The sequence below is a fragment of the Micromonospora globbae genome (assembly GCF_036184225.1).
Taxonomy (GTDB): Bacteria; Actinomycetota; Actinomycetes; order Mycobacteriales; family Micromonosporaceae; genus Micromonospora; species Micromonospora globbae.
The window spans coordinates 6496997-6511187 of sequence record NZ_CP108084.1 but is presented as its reverse complement, the minus strand read 5'-3'; the positions used below and the strand labels follow the sequence as shown (position 1 = coordinate 6511187).

Below are 14191 nucleotides of genomic sequence, written 5' to 3'. Positions count from 1 at the left end.
GGCCCGCCGGGCGGGCACGGTCTCGGGCGTGGTCGCGGTGGCCCGGCCTCGGCCGGCCGGCCGTGCCGATCTCTTTTCTGCAAGACACGCCCCCCACCGGACTGCCGACGCCGACCACGGCGTCCATACTGGCTGTGGGGGGCGAACTTCATACAGTTACCGTCGCGTCAGCGTCGGTCGACGGGAAAGAGGACACCCTTGCCTCCTGCCTCACCCAGCCCGATCCTGCGGCGCCGCAGGCTGGGCACCGAGTTGCGCCGGCTGCGCGAGGCCGCGGGCCTCACCGGGGACCAGGTCATCGAGCGGATCGGTTGGGCCTCCGCCTCGAAGCTGTCCCGCCTGGAGAACGGCCGCAGCCGACCGGATCCGGACGACGTGCGCACCCTGCTCGATCTCTACGGGGCCGATGAGGTGCTGCGCAAGGAGCTTCTCGGCATCACCTCCGAAGCCGGCGACATGCGGGGCTGGCTGAAGAACTTCCCCGTGATGACGCAGCAGCAGCGCAGCTGGGCCGAGCTCGAGGCGGGGTGCGCCGAGATCTCCGAGTACAACCCCGTGCTCGTGCCGGGGCTGCTGCAGACGCCCGGCTACGCCCGGATGCGGATCGTGTCGGCCCGACAGGTCGGCGAGCGCGCCGGCGACGCGGATCCGGCCGAGGAGCCGGAGACCGAGGTGAAGGCCCGGCTGGCCCGGCAGTCGCTGCTCACGCGGGAGCCCGACGCGCCCCGCTACACGGCCGTGCTCGAAGAGGCGGCGCTCGGCCGGCGGGCTGGCCCGCCCGAGGTGCTCCACGAGCAGTTGGTGCAGCTCTGCGAGCTGGCGCTGCTGCCGAACGTCACCCTGCACGTGCTGCCGCGCGACACCCGCGTCGGCGACTGGTACCTCCCGCCGACCGCCTTCTCCCTCTACCGGTTCGCCGATCCGCTCGATCCGGAGACCGTCGCCATCGAAGGTGGCTTCACCGACGTCATGTCGACCGAGGCAAAAACCCTAAATCGCTATAAAGTGGTGTTCGAGTGGCTATGTACGGCGGCACTCTCCGCCTCGGACACCCTCTCCTGGCTGATCGAGGCGACGGGACGGCTGACCGGGGCGGGCGCTCCGTCCACAGTGGCGTACGGGCCGGCAACGGCGCCGGTTCAACGACGTCCACGTCCGGGGCGGCTGACGGAACGGTGATCCACGGGGGACCCTCCGTCGGGGCGTGCGGGCCACTCGTCCCATCGGTGTGGTTCGAATGGAGCACGGAACCATGAACGAGATCCGCAACACAGTCCTCGCCCAGCACCTGGCGGACGCCCCGTGGCGCAAGAGCACCCGCAGTCAGACCTCGAACTGCGTCGAGGTCGCCCCGCTGGGCAGCGGCCCGGCCGCCGTCGCGCTGCGCGACAGCAAGGACCGCGGCGGCCCGGTGCTGCTGTTCGACCGGGCCGGCTGGCTCGGCTTCATCGCCGGCACGAAGCGGGGCCAGTTCGACGTGAACTGACCCCGGACACCGCAGGGGGCCGCCGGCACGCCGCCGGCGGCCCCGTCGTCTGTGGGCACCCCGGCGGCCCTGACCAGCCATCGACTGATCGGGCGACCTTCCGAACCGATAGTCGAGTTTCACTTGCTGGGACATTCACGGGGCGTAACATGACGAGTGAGTGGCGTGGAACTTGCACACCGACTCACCGGTCGCCGTTCACCCGGAGACGCCCATGCGGTTCCTGATCGTTCGCACCGACATCCGCGCCATGGCCGACGCGGAGATCGCCGCCGCCTGGGCCGGCGGCCACCGGCTGCGGGACGAGACGACCGCGCCCGAGCCGCGCCGGCAGGTCGTCCACGCCGAGGACCGCGATGCGGCGCTCCTGCTGGCCCGCGCCCTCGCCTCCGTCGGCGCGGTACGCGCAGGCCGACAACGGGTCAAGGTGCTGCCGCTCCACGACCACCGACCCGCCCGAGGGTCGGCCGCCACCTGAGAGACGTCCGTCGTGGCCGGACCGGCTCCCCCGCCGTGTTCCTCGCCCACCGACCACGACGGTCCGTGTCCCCGGCCCGTGGCCGCCGCGGCAACGACGGTCACGGGCCGGGACAGCACGTCGGCGGCGGACCGGGCGCGGCCGCGCCGCGGCGAACAAGCTCGGCACCGCCGCGTTGCGGGTCCGAGCCCGACCGCGCCGCGGCGGCCACGGGCCGGGACGCGACGAACCCGGCTCAGCGCCTCGCGTCGGCCCAGCCGTCGAGCCAGCGGTGGATGAGGAACAGGGCGATCGACGACGGCGGCGGCAGCACCAGCCGGGCGCCGCCCCCGACGTCCACGGTCCGCCCGGCGAGCGCCGCACCGATCTCCGCCCGGGTGAACCACCGGGCGTACGCGATCTCGGTGGGGTCGACCCGCACCGGGTGCTCCGGGTCGGCGGTGGCGAGGAAGCCGAGCATCAGCGAGCCGGGGAACGGCCAGGCCTGGCTCCCCACGTACGTGATCGTCTCGACCCCGACGTCGACCTCCTCGCGGACCTCGCGCAGCACGGCGGCCTCGGCCGACTCGCCCGGCTCGATGTATCCGGCCAGGCAGGAGAACCGCCGCTCCCCCGGCGTGCTCGGCCAGGCGGCGTTGTTGCCCAGCAGGCACCGCCCCTCCAGGCCCGCCACGCCGTCGTGCACGAGCACGATCATGGCCGGGTCGGTACGCGGCCAGACCCGCTCGCCGTTGCGGTCGATCCGGGACCAGCCCGCCTCGTCCATCTCGGTCGGCGCGCCCGTGGTCGAGGAGTAGATGTGCCGCAGATGCCAGTTGAGCAGCGCCAGAGCCGTCGTGAACAGCCCGGCGTCCCGGTCGGCGAGCAGGTGGCCGACGTCGCGGAGGCCGACCGCCCGGGTGCCGGGCAGCGCCGGGAGCGGGACGTCCACGGCGAAGACGGGGACCCCGTCGGGCTCGACCCCGAGGAACATGGCGCCGGCCTCGGAGCCCGGTGGCAGGTCGCCCGCGCCGAGCAGGACCAGCACCGGCGGGTTCGTGTCGGTACGCACCAGCGTGCGACCCCCCGCCGTCGAGTCCAGCACCAGCACCCGGGCCCGCAGCCACGCCTCGGCCAGCCACGCCGGGTCGGTGCGGCGGTGGGCGGCCCGGTCCAGCGTGGAGCGGGCCAGCGGTGGCGCCTGCTCTCCGCTCATACCGTTTCGACCGGGGTCAGTGCCGCGAGCGAGGGGGCGATCCGCTCGGCGTCACCGAGCACCACGGCGACCGCCTTCGCGGGCGCCAGGTAGCGCTCGGCCGCCTCGGCCACGTCCGTGACGGTGGCCTTCGCCAGCCGGGCCGCGTGCTCGGCCAGGAAGTCGAGGCGCAGCCCGTTGCCCGCGTACGCACTGACCAGCGCGGCCAGGCCGGCCTGGGTGGACATGCCGAGCTGGAGCGTGCCGAGCGCGTACTGGCGGGCCTGCTCCAGCTCCTCCTCCTTCGGCGCGAGCGACGCCAGCCGGCCCAGCTCGTACGTCGTCTCCAGCAGCGCCGGCGCGGTCACCTCGGTGGCCACCTCGGCGGCGGCGACCAGCACCGACCCGGCCACCGAGTGCTCGATGAGCGAGTGCGGCCCGTACGTGTAGCCCTTGTCCTCGCGGATGTTCTCCACCCAGCGGGAGGAGAAGTAGCCGCCGAAGATCAGGTTGGCCAGTTGCAGCGCCGCGTGGTCGGGATGGGTCCGGGGCACCGCCGGCAGCGCGATCCGCAGCGACGACTGGACCGACCCCGGCCGGTCCACGAGCAGCAGCGGGCCCGGCTCCAGCGGCGGGGCGGGCGGCAGGTCGACGGGCTGCCCGTCGCCCTTCCAGCCGGACAGCGCCTGCTCGGCGGCGTCCAGCACCCGCTCGGGGTGGACGTCGCCGACCAGCACGAGCACCGCCCCGGCCGGGTGCACCCGCTCGGCGTGCAGCCGGCGCAGCACCGGCGGCCGCACGGCACGCACGTGGTCGGGCTCCGGGGTCTGCACCGCGTACGGGTGCCGACCGTAGATCCGCTTGAGCAGCGCGGTGCGCGCCAGGTGGGCGGGCTGGCTCTGGGCGACCTGGATCCGGTCGATGAGCCGGTCCCGTTCGGTCGCCACCCAGTCGGCGGGATAGACGGCGCCGGTCAGCACGTCGGCGAGCAGCTCCAACATCCGGCCCAGGCCACTCACGAGGCTCGCCCCCGTGAGCATGAGCCGGTCCGGGTCGATGCCGGCGGCGAGCCCCCCGCCGACCTTCTGCAGCTCGGCGGCGATCTGCGTGGCGGTGTGGGTCTCGGTGCCGGACAGGATGGTCTGCGCCAGCATGGCCCCGCGGGCCAGGTGGGCACGCCCGAAGGGCACCCAGAGCCGCAGCTCGACCAGCGGCACGGCCGGCCGCCGTACCGCGATGACCGTGAGGCCGTTGCCCAGCGTCCGCTCCGCCTGCTTCGGCAGCTTGAGCTTGCGGGTCGGGCCGAGCGGCGGCAGGCTCCGCGGCCCGGGCTCCACGGTTGCCGTCACCGTTCCTCCTTCGTTCGCGGCGCTCGCCGACCCGCTCACCGGGCCCCTCCCGCGATGACCTCGATGGACGCCCGGCGCTCGGGCCGCAACATGGCCGCCGCTTCGCGTACCTGTTCCTCGGTGACCTCGCCGACCAGCCGCGGCAGGTCGTTGAGCAGGCCCGGCTCGCCGCGCTGCTGTTCGAGCACCGCCATCCGCAGGGCCCGGCCGAGCACCGCGTCGGTGTCCCGCAGCAGGTGGGTCGCCATCCTGGCCTGGGTGCGGGCCAGCTCGCCGTCGGTGAGCCCGTCGGTGGCCAACCGGTCCAGTTCCTCGTCGACGGTGCGCAGCACCTTGTCCACGTCACCGCCGGGCGGCAGGTGGGCCTGGAGGAGCAGTGCCGTCGGGTCGCGGACGTCGAACGGGTCGCCCATGAAACCGAGGTAGCCGCCCAGGCTCGTGACGGTCCGGTCCCGCTGCACCAGCCGCTCGACCAGTCGCGAGGCGTCGCCATCGGTGAGGACCTCGGCCAGGACCACGTACGGCAGGTAGCCGGCGAAGTCGGTGATCGGGTCCGGGACGCGCCAGGCGCTGGCCACGGCCGGCAACGGCGCGAGCTTGTCGGCGTACGAGGTGCGCCGCTCGGCGGTGAGGTCGGGCTCGGCGAAGTCGGGGCGCCGCGGCGCGGGCCGGGCCGGCACGTCACCGAAGTGCCGCTCGATCAGGGCGGTCGCCTCGGTCACGTCGATGTCGCCGCTGACCGCGAGCACCGCGTTGCCGCTGGCGTAGTAGCGCTGGAAGAAGTCGGCCGCGTCGGCGACGGTCGCGGACTCCAGGTCGTCGAAGGAGCCGTAGCCGTCGTGCGCGTTCGGGAACGTGTCGAACATGACCGGTGGCAGGGTCAGCCACGGGAACCCGCCGTACGGCCGGTTGAGGACGTTGACCCGGATCTCCTCCTTGACCACGTCCACCTGGTTGCGCAGGTTCTCCTCGGTGAGGCGAGGGCCGCGCATCCGGTCGGCCTCGAGGAAGAGCGCGCGCTCCAGGGCGTTGCTCGGGAGCGTCTCGAAGTAGTCGGTGTAGTCCAGGTGGGTCGAGCCGTTGAAGGTGCCCCCGGCCCCCTGCACGTGCCGGAAGTGGGCCAGCTTCTCCAGGTTCTCCGAGCCCTGGAACATCAGGTGCTCGAAGAGGTGGGCGAAGCCCGTCCGCCCCTCCGGCTCGGAACGGATGCCGACGTCGTAGACGACCGCGACCCCGATGACCGGGGCGCTGCGGTCCGGGGTGAGGACCACCCGCAGGCCGTTGTCGAGGGTGAACCGCTCGACCGGATACTTCGTCGCTGGAATTCTCGATCTCCGCGCCGCCACGGGAACGACCCTAGCGCGTCGGCACCTCCGCCACCCGCGACCTCCGCAGGCGCGGCCACCGGGCCGCCGGATCCGCGCGCCGGGTCGGCTGTCGAGGGGCGTGGTCGGGCCGATGCCCCGTCGGCCCGACCACGCCCACGCGCCGCCCCGGCCACGCCCACCCCTCACGGGCGTTGCGCCGTCTCGACGGCACGGCCACCGGTCGGCTCAGTGCGAGCCGCCCGGAGCGGAACCCGGATCGTCCGGGACGTGCATCTCCACCAGGCCGGCGGGAGCGGATCCCACCACGGCGGCGTGCCACGGCGTGAAGGCCGCGACCACGGCGAGCAGCAGGCCGACGACCGCCACCGCGAGCACGAGGAACAGCTCGCGCCCCGCGGTGCCGGGCCCGGTGTCGCCCGCCATGGTCACTCCCTCCGCGCCGGACCCCCCTGCCCGGCGTCGTCCCCCCGGGGCAGCATCGACCAGTCCGGTGCGCCGCGCAGTCGCCCACCCGACGGATCGGGTGCTGATTGACGACTCAACGCCGGGGACGCCAACGGTCCGCCCGGGCCCGGTCCCCGTCGCGGGGACCGGGCCGTCGACGGACCGGTCGTCACCGCGCCCGAGGGGCGCGGCGGCGGGTCATGCGGATCAGCCGAGGGTCAGAGCGGACGGATGTTCGCCGCCTGCGGGCCCTTCTGGCCCTGCGTCACCTCGAACTCGACCCGCTGGTTCTCGTCCAGCGACCGGTAGCCGGAGGTCTGGATCGCCGAGAAGTGGGCGAAGACGTCGGCGCCGCCGTCGTCCGGGGTGATGAACCCGAAGCCCTTGTCAGCGTTGAACCACTTGACCGTGCCAATTGCCATTTCGTCTCCCTGACGGAACGTCGGACCCGCACCTGCTGCGGGCCCGGGGTGGCCGCCCACGTCGCGCGTGGACCGCCTGTCGCTGCTGGTCGCCCCGTCCGGAGAACTCCGGACACAACAAAGAGCGCCTGGGGCCACAATCCCGCCAGGCGCACACAGAGTCTCTGGAAACCAAAACTGCAACGCGCCCAACGTATCACGGCCGGGCCGGGGCCGCAGGCCGATCCGCACCCTCGGGCACGGCGAGGATCAGCGCGGTGAGCCCGGCCTCGTCGAGCAGGTCCGCCGGCCGCACGGTCACACCGTCCCGCACGTAGTGGAACGCCGCCCCGACCCGGTCGACCGGCACGCCGGCCAGCTCCGCCCAGGCCAGCCGGTAGACGGCCAACTGCACGGCCGCCGCCTCCGCCGCCGGGCCGCTGGGCTGCGCGCCGGTCTTCCAGTCCACCACGTCGAACCGCCCGCCGGGGCGGGCGAACACGGCGTCCATCCGGCCCCGGACCACCACCCCGGCGACGACCGTGGCGAACGGGACCTCCACCTCCACCGGTACCCGCTCGGCCCACTCGCTGGCCAGGAACCGCTCCTGGAGCTCGGCGAGGGCCTCGTCCGGCGCGGCGTCCGCGTCGGCGGCGCCGGGCAGCTCGTCCACGTCGAGCAGGCGGTCGGCGCCGAAACGCTGCTCCAGCCAGGCGTGGAACGCCGTGCCGCGCCGGGCGTACGGGTTGGGCTCGCTGGGCAGCGGCCGGCGCAGCGTACGGGCCAGTGCGGCCGGGTCACGGCGCAACGCCACCAGCTGGGTGACGGTCAGCTGGCCGGGCAGCGCCACCTCGACCGCACCGGAGGCGCGGGTCAGCTCGGCCCGCTCGGCCAGCAGCAGGTCAGCCTCCCAGCGCCAGCGCGCCACCTCCGGATCGTCGGCCACCGGGTCCGTACCCGGATCCTCCGCGGCGTCCCCACCGCCGTCGGCCAGGAACCGGCGGACCATCGCGGCGGCCTCCGCCAGCGCCGGCCGGCGCGCGCCGAGCGGATCAGCCGGCCACTCCGCGCGCAGCACCACGTCGGTGGTCGGGTTGACCGCGTCCGGCGCGGGCTCGGGAACCCACACGTCGACCAGGTGCCCCGGCCCGCCGTCCAGGCAGGCGTCGTACACCTCCTGGAGGAAGACCGACGGACCGCGCGCACGCTTGGTCCCCTCCCCCCACCAGTAGCCGGAGCAGAGCAGCAACCGGCGCGGACGGGTCACCGCGACGTACGCCAGCCGCCGTTCCTCCCGCTCGTCGTGCGCCCGCCAGTCGTCGACGAAGTCCGTCAACGCCCGGGCGACCCCGCGCTGGTCGGTCACCTCGGTCAGGTCGAACCGGGGCAGCCCGTCGGCGTCGCCACGCAGCGGGAACGGCAGCACACCCAACCCACCCAGCCAGTGGTCGGAGTTGCGCACCGGGCCCGGCCAGACGCCCCGGCTGAGGCCGGCGACCGCCACCACGTCCCACTCCAGACCCTTCGCGGCGTGCGCGGTGAGCACCTGCACGGCGCCCTCGACCACCTCGACCTCGCCCGGGGCGAGACCGCGCTCCTCGTCCTCGGCGGCGGCGAGGTACGCGAGGAACGCCGAGAGCGTGGCCCCCGGCGTCTCCCCGCTGAACCGGGCGGCCACGTCGCCGAGCGCGTCCAGGTGACCCCGGGCCAGGCCCGCGTCACCGGCGCCGTCGCGGCCGGCCCGGACCGCTACCTCCACGTCCAGGCCGATGGTCCGCTCGACGTCCGCGATCAGGTCCGGCAGGGACTGGTCCAGCCGGTAGCGGAGCAGCGCCAGCTCCTGGCCGTACGCGCGCAGCCGCGCGTACCCCTCGGCCGAGTACTGCTGCGCCGGGCCCAGGTCGGCCAGCGCCTCGACCAGCGTCGCCTCGTCCAGCCGGTCCGGGGTGATCTCCGGTGTGCCGTCGCCGGCCAGCTGCCGCCGCCCCGCGGCGATGGCCCGGGCGCGGCGGTGCAGGGCCACGAGGTCCCGCGGCCCGATCCGCCAGCGCGCCCCGGTGAGCAGCCGCAGCAGCGCCGCACCGTCGGTCGGGTCGGCCAGCACCCGCAGCGTGCAGACGACGTCCCGCACCTCCGGGGTGTCGAGCAGGCCGCCCAGGCCCACCACCTCGACGGGCAGACCGCGCTCGCGCAGCGCCGCCTCGATGGCCGGGATCTGGCTGCGCACCCGGACCAGCACGGCGGTGGTCGGCCGCTGGGCGACGGGGATGTGCTCGGGCAGCGCGTCGGGCATGCGGGCGGCACCGCGCCACGCCGCCAGCACGCTGTCGGCGATCCACGCCGCCTCGTCGGCGTACGTCTCCAGCAGCGCGCAGTGCACGGTGCCGCCGGCGGCCCCGCGCGGGCTGCGGTGCGGGATCGGGTCGCGCACGCTGAGCGCGGCGTGCAGCTCCGGCACCCGCGCGCCGGCGGCGCGCAGCGGAGTGGCGAGGGCGTTCGCCACGGCGAGGATCTCCGGACGGTTGCGCCAGCTCGTGGTGAGGCTGAGCGCGGGAGCGGGCGTGCCGTCGCGGCGGGCGAACACGGTGGGGAACCGGTCGAGCGTCCCCGCCGACGCGCCGCGCCAGCCGTAGATCGACTGGCACGGGTCACCGACGGCGGTCACCGGGTGTCCATCGCCGAAGAGGGCGGTGAGCAGCACCACCTGGGCGTGGCTGGTGTCCTGGTACTCGTCGAGCAGCACCACCCGGTACCGGTCCCGCTCGATCTCGCCGACCCCCGGGTGGTCCCGGGCCACGCGGGCGGCCCGGGCCAGCTGGTCGGCGAAGTCCATCGCCTCGAAGTCCTCCTTGCGCCGGGCGTACGCCCGCACCAGCGGCAGCAGCTTCAGGCGGGTCTGCTGGAGCTGGAGCGACCTCTTGACGTCCGCGTAGACGCGACCGGGGTGTGCCTGCACCTCCGCGAAGAACCGGCCGGTCCAGGCGGCCAGCTCGTCCGGGTCGACCAGGTGCTCGTCCAGCTCGCCGGCCAGCGCGAGAACGGCGTCCGTGATGGTGCTCGGCATCCGGTCCACCTCGGACATGTCGCCGTCGTAGTTGCGCACCAGCAGGTCGACGAGCTGCCAGCGGGACGCCTCGGTGAGCAGCCGGGTGGACGGCTCGTAGCCGGCGCGCAGCCCGTGCTCGGCGACGATCCGGCCCGCGTACGAGTGGTAGGTGGCGATCGTCGGGTCACCGGCGAGCGGGTCGTCCAGCGGATCCCGCTCCCGCCGGCCCAACCGGCGGATCAGCTGGTCGAGCCGCGTACGCACGCGGTGCGCCAGCTCACCGGCGGCCTTGCGGGTGAAGGTGAGCCCCAGCACCTGCTCGGGGCGGACGTACGAGTTCGCCACCAGCCAGACCACCCGGGCGGCCATCGTCTCCGTCTTGCCGGAACCGGCGCCCGCGACCACCAGCAACGGCTCCACCGGGGCGGCGATGATCGCCGCCTGCTCGCGGGTGGGCGCCGGCAGCCGGAGCAGCCGGGCCAGCTCGAACGGCGTGTACCGGGGTCCGGCGTCGGCCACCCGGGGCGCCGGGGCCGCGGCCCCGAACAGGGCGGGTTGGGTCACGGTCCCGTCCTAGTCCGCGACCTCGGGACGCGCAAGCTCGCGCCGGCCCGGCACGGCTCGGCGCGGCCCGCTCCCGCACCGCCGGGTCCGGGTCGGGCTCCGACGCGCGCCGCGGCCGTCCGGCCGTGTGCGGCGCTCACTCCCCGCGCTCCGGGCGCACGGCCGGCGGCTCGACGACCTGCCGGCCCTGCCCCGACACCGGGCAGCTGGTCCGCACCGGGCACACCCGGCACTTCGAGTTCGCGACGGCCGCGAAGGTGGCGGCGGCCATCGTGTCGGCGGTGCGGCGCACCAGGGCGGACGCCCACCCGGGCTCCGGCCCCTGCCCGGCCGGCGGCTGGCTCTGCTCCTTCGCGTCCTTCGCCGTGGTGCCGAGCTGCACCAGCGCGGCGCCGCCCGGCTCCTCGCCGAACTCGGCGAACGCGCCCGCCTCGACCGCCGCCTGGTACGCGCCGAGCTGCGGATGCTCGGCCAGGTCGCTGCCGGTCACCGCCGTGGACTTGCCCGTCTTCAGGTCGACCACCACCAGCCGCCCCTCCGCGTCGACCTCCAACCGGTCCACACGGCCGGTCAGCTCCACGGGCCGGTGCGGGTCGTCGAGACGTACGGCGAACTCGTGCTCGATCGCGAGCAGCCGGCGCGGGTTGCTGGCCAGCCAGCGCAGCAGCTTGTCGACCATCGCCTCGGCGCGCGCCCGCTCCGGGCCGGCCATCCACCGCGCCGCCAGCTCGATCGCGTCGAACCTGGCGGCCACGTAGTCCAGCAGCGCGCCCCGGTCGGCGCTGGCGTCCTCCGCGAGCATCGCGGCGGCGTGGACCAGGTTGCCGACCCCCTGCGCGGTGCTGGCCGGCGCGCTGCCGCCGTGCCGCTCCAGCAGCCAGCGCAGGCTGCACCGCAGGGCGCTCTCCATCGCCGAGGGGGTCACCCGGACCGGCTCCCCCTCGTCCACCAGTGGACGGTCGTCGGAGAGCGGCCGCAGCCCCCACCAGTCGTCCGGGTGCGCGCCGGGCACCCCGGCGGCGGCGAGCCGCGCCAGCTCCGCGGCCGCGGCCCGACGCCGGGCGTACGGCGCGGCCGGGTCGACCACGGCGGTCCGCAGCTCGGCGACGAGCGCCGGCAGCGTGAGCGCGCGCGGTGGCCGGGTGACCGGCAACGCACCGCGGGGCGGTGGCGCGTCCGCGTCGTCGTCGGCGGCCGGCGGATCGGTGCCGTCGGCGCCCGGACGCGGACCGGGCGGGGTGGGGGCGTCGGGGCCCGGACCGGACGGGGTCGGGTCGTCGGCGCCGGGGCGCGGGCCCGCCGGCGTGGAGTCGTCCGGGCCGGGCGGGGTGGTGCCGTCACCGGGCGGCGTGGCCGGGCCGGCGGGCCCGAGTTCGTAGAGGAAGCGGCTCGGCTGCTCCTCGTGGTCGTCGCCGCCCACCGAGGCCGACGCGACCGCGCTGACCAGCAGCCGCCGCCGGGCCCGGCTCACGGCGACGTGGAACAGCCGCCGCTCCTCGTCGAGCAGCGCCGACGTCTGCCCGACCACGGTGGCCCGCCCGTTCGCCCCGACGGCACGGCCGGCGAGCACGTCGACCAGCCGCTCCGAGCCGAGCAGGCTGCCGCGCAACCGCAGATCGGGCCAGACGCCCTCCTGCACGCCGGCCACCGCGACGAGGTCCCACTCCAGGCCCTTGGCGGCGTGGGCGGTGAGCAGCCGCACGGCGTCACCCCGCTCGGCGGTCGGGGCGAGGGTGTCGGCCGGGAGTTCCTGCCCGAGCACGTGGTCGAGGAACACCTCGGTACGCGCGCCGGGCAGCCGGTCGGTGAACCGGGCCGCCGCGTCGAAGAGCACCATGACGGCGTCCAGGTCGCGGTCGGCCGCCTCCACCCGGCGCCGCCGCGCGAGATCGCCCTCGCCGGCCACCGGGCGGCCCCGCGTGATCGCTCCCGCCCACCGCTCGGCCAGGCCGCTGGCCTGCCACACCGCCCAGAGGACGTCCTCGGCGGTGGCGCCGGGCCGCGCGGCGGCCTCCCGGGCGGTGGCGAGCAGGCGGGCCACGGTCTGCGCCGGCTCGGCCCAGCGCCGGTCGATGCCGGCCAGCTCGGCCGGGTCGCGCAGCGCCTCCACGAGCAGCTCGCCGGAGGGTCGCCGGTCACCGGAGGCCAGCGCGAGGGCCCGCAGGCCCTGCCGCAGCCGCCGCTCGGCCAGCGGGTCGGCGCCGCCCAGCGGGGAGTGCAGCAGCGCGACGGCCGCCTCCTCGTCGAGCCGCGCCGGCTCCAGCGCGCACCGCAGCAGCAGGAGCAGCGGCGCCACGGCCGGTTGCAGGTGCAGGGGCAGGTCCTCACCGTGCACCACCGTCGGCACTCCGGCCGCGTGCAGCGCCCGCTGGAGGGTGGGCAGCTGGAGCGCGGTCGACCGGAGCAGCACGGCCATCTCCGACCAGGGCACGCCGTCCAGCAGGTGGGCCGCGCGCAGCGTGTGCGCCAACCAGGCCGCCTCGCTGGTCGCCGAGCGGAAGGTGTGCACCTCCACCGACCCGGGCGGCGCGTCGGGCAGCGGCCGCAGCCGCCGGTGCGCCGCCGGGCCGCGCAGCCGGCGCGCCACCCGTCCCGTCGCGGCCAGCAGACGGGGGCCCGCCCGGTAGGCGGTGGTGAGCAGCACCTGCGCCGCCGGCGCGCCCGAGGCCGTCCGGAAGCGGTGCGGGAAGGTCGTCACGCCGGCCGGGTCGGCGCCGCGGAAGGCGTACGTGGACGAGTCCGGATCGGCGAACGCCACCAGCGGCTTGCCCCCGCCCGCCACCACCGCGAGCAGGTCGAGCTGCGCCGGGTCGGTGTCGGCCAGCTCGTCGACGTACACGTACGCCAGCCGGCGCCGCTCCGCCGCGAGCAGCTCCTCGTCGTCGCGGAGCATCCCGGTGGCGGCCCGGACCAGCTCGGCCGGGTCGTACGCGATCGAGCCGCGGTTGCTCACGTCCCGCAGCGCCAGCACGGCCACGTACTCCCGCAGGAAGCGCGCGGCGGCCGGCCAGTCGGCACGGCCGAGCTTCTCGCCCAGCCGGGCCAGCTCGACGGGGCCCACCCCGCGTTCCGCGGCGCGCATCAGCAGGTCCCGCAGCTGGGCGGCGAAGGCCCGGGTACGCAGCGCGGGCCGCAGGTCCTCCGGCCAGCCGACCGGGTCGTCCCCCGGCTCCTCGCCCACCACGTCCAGCAGCTCGCGGATGATCAGATCCTGCTCGGGGCCGGTGAGCAGCCGGGGCGACGGCTCGCCCCGCTCGGCGGCCGCGCGACGCAGCAGCCCGAAGGCGTACGCCGGGAACGTGCGCACCAGCGGCTCGCGGAGCACCCGGTGACCGTCGCGCGCCACCCGGGCCTCGATCCGGTGGCGGAGCGCCTGGGCGCCCCGACGGCCGAACGTGAGCACCAGGATGCGCTCCGGGTCGACCCCCTCGGCCACCCGCGCGGCCACCGCCTCGACCAGCGTGCTGGTCTTGCCGGTGCCCGGCCCGCCGACCACCAGCATCGGCCCGTCGGTGTGCGCGATCACCTCGGCCTGCACGGGATCGGCCCGCCAGGTCGCGCCGGCGACCGGCCCGGGCGACGTGCCTCCCGGGCGCTCACCGGCTCCGGCGCCACTCCGCGCCGCGTCGCCCCGCGCAACCGCAGCGGCCGGCCCGGCCCCGTCGGTCAGCCCACCCGACGACCCGTCACCCGACCCCGAAGGCCGGCCGGACCCGTCGCCCGGCCCCGAAGGCCGGCCGGACCCGTCACCCGACCCCGAAGGCCGGCCGGACCCGTCGCTCGGCCCAGCGGGCCGGCTGACCTCCTCGGTCGGCCCCGCGGGCCGACGCACCAACCGGTACGCCTGCATCAGCCCATCCCACCACGCCCCTCCGACACCCCCCGCGCACCACCCCGCCCCCGGCCCCCGTCACCCCGTCG

General features: G+C 75.8%; 10 protein-coding genes. 3 read left to right on the top strand and 7 right to left on the bottom strand.

Going from position 1 to position 14191, the window contains the following annotated elements:
- The first annotated feature begins 198 nt into the window (after positions 1-198).
- From OG994_RS29840 to OG994_RS29830, 3 genes are all read left to right on the top strand, one after another.
- A complete protein-coding gene (locus tag OG994_RS29840; RefSeq protein ID WP_120329006.1) occupies positions 199-1179 on the top strand; it encodes a helix-turn-helix domain-containing protein in 981 nt (326 codons plus the stop codon).
- A 73-nt stretch (positions 1180-1252) separates the two neighbouring features.
- Positions 1253-1486, top strand: a complete 234-nt coding sequence (locus OG994_RS29835; RefSeq protein ID WP_120329005.1) for a DUF397 domain-containing protein — start codon at positions 1253-1255, stop codon at positions 1484-1486.
- A 214-nt stretch (positions 1487-1700) separates the two neighbouring features.
- Positions 1701-1964 carry a hypothetical protein gene (locus OG994_RS29830; RefSeq protein WP_328851661.1) on the top strand — a complete coding sequence of 88 codons (264 nt, stop codon included), beginning with the start codon at positions 1701-1703 and terminating at the stop codon, positions 1962-1964.
- Positions 1965-2199: 235 nt separating this feature from the next.
- On the opposite strand, the gene nudC is transcribed toward OG994_RS29830, so the two are convergent.
- From nudC to OG994_RS29795, 7 genes are all read right to left on the bottom strand, one after another.
- Complete coding sequence (nudC, locus tag OG994_RS29825; RefSeq protein WP_328851660.1) at positions 2200-3159, bottom strand: NAD(+) diphosphatase; 960 nt, start codon at positions 3157-3159, stop codon at positions 2200-2202.
- Positions 3156-4487: a M16 family metallopeptidase gene (locus tag OG994_RS29820; protein ID WP_120329003.1), complete on the bottom strand. Its 1332-nt coding sequence runs from the start codon at positions 4485-4487 to the stop codon at positions 3156-3158. Before OG994_RS29820 ends, nudC begins: the two co-directional genes overlap by 4 nt.
- Positions 4488-4522: 35 nt before the next feature.
- Entirely contained in the window at positions 4523-5833 is a 1311-nt protein-coding gene (locus tag OG994_RS29815) for a M16 family metallopeptidase (protein ID WP_120329002.1), read from the bottom strand.
- Between the two features lie 207 nt (positions 5834-6040).
- Positions 6041-6238, bottom strand: coding sequence for a hypothetical protein (locus OG994_RS29810; RefSeq protein ID WP_328851659.1), 198 nt, complete (start codon positions 6236-6238; stop codon positions 6041-6043).
- Between the two features lie 239 nt (positions 6239-6477).
- Complete coding sequence (gene cspE, locus OG994_RS29805) at positions 6478-6681, bottom strand: transcription antiterminator/RNA stability regulator CspE (RefSeq protein ID WP_120329001.1); 204 nt, start codon at positions 6679-6681, stop codon at positions 6478-6480.
- A 196-nt stretch (positions 6682-6877) separates the two neighbouring features.
- On the bottom strand, positions 6878-10270 hold the full coding sequence (locus OG994_RS29800) for an ATP-dependent DNA helicase (protein ID WP_328851658.1): 3393 nt from the start codon (positions 10268-10270) through the stop codon (positions 6878-6880).
- 136 nt (positions 10271-10406) lie between these two features.
- On the bottom strand, positions 10407-14120 hold the full coding sequence (locus OG994_RS29795) for an ATP-dependent helicase (protein WP_328851657.1): 3714 nt from the start codon (positions 14118-14120) through the stop codon (positions 10407-10409).
- Positions 14121-14191: the final 71 nt, after the last annotated feature.

Excerpts from the sequence above, each read along its gene's own strand:
- OG994_RS29835 (WP_120329005.1), top strand. The coding sequence starts at position 1,253 with ATGAACGAGATCCGCAACACAGTCCTCGCCCAGCACCTGGCGGACGCC.
- OG994_RS29830 (WP_328851661.1), top strand. The coding sequence starts at position 1,701 with ATGCGGTTCCTGATCGTTCGCACCGACATCCGCGCCATGGCCGACGCG.
- nudC (WP_328851660.1), bottom strand. The coding sequence starts at position 3,159 with ATGAGCGGAGAGCAGGCGCCACCGCTGGCCCGCTCCACGCTGGACCGG.
- OG994_RS29810 (WP_328851659.1), bottom strand. The coding sequence starts at position 6,238 with ATGGCGGGCGACACCGGGCCCGGCACCGCGGGGCGCGAGCTGTTCCTC.
- cspE (WP_120329001.1), bottom strand. The coding sequence starts at position 6,681 with ATGGCAATTGGCACGGTCAAGTGGTTCAACGCTGACAAGGGCTTCGGG.
- OG994_RS29795 (WP_328851657.1), bottom strand. The coding sequence starts at position 14,120 with ATGCAGGCGTACCGGTTGGTGCGTCGGCCCGCGGGGCCGACCGAGGAG.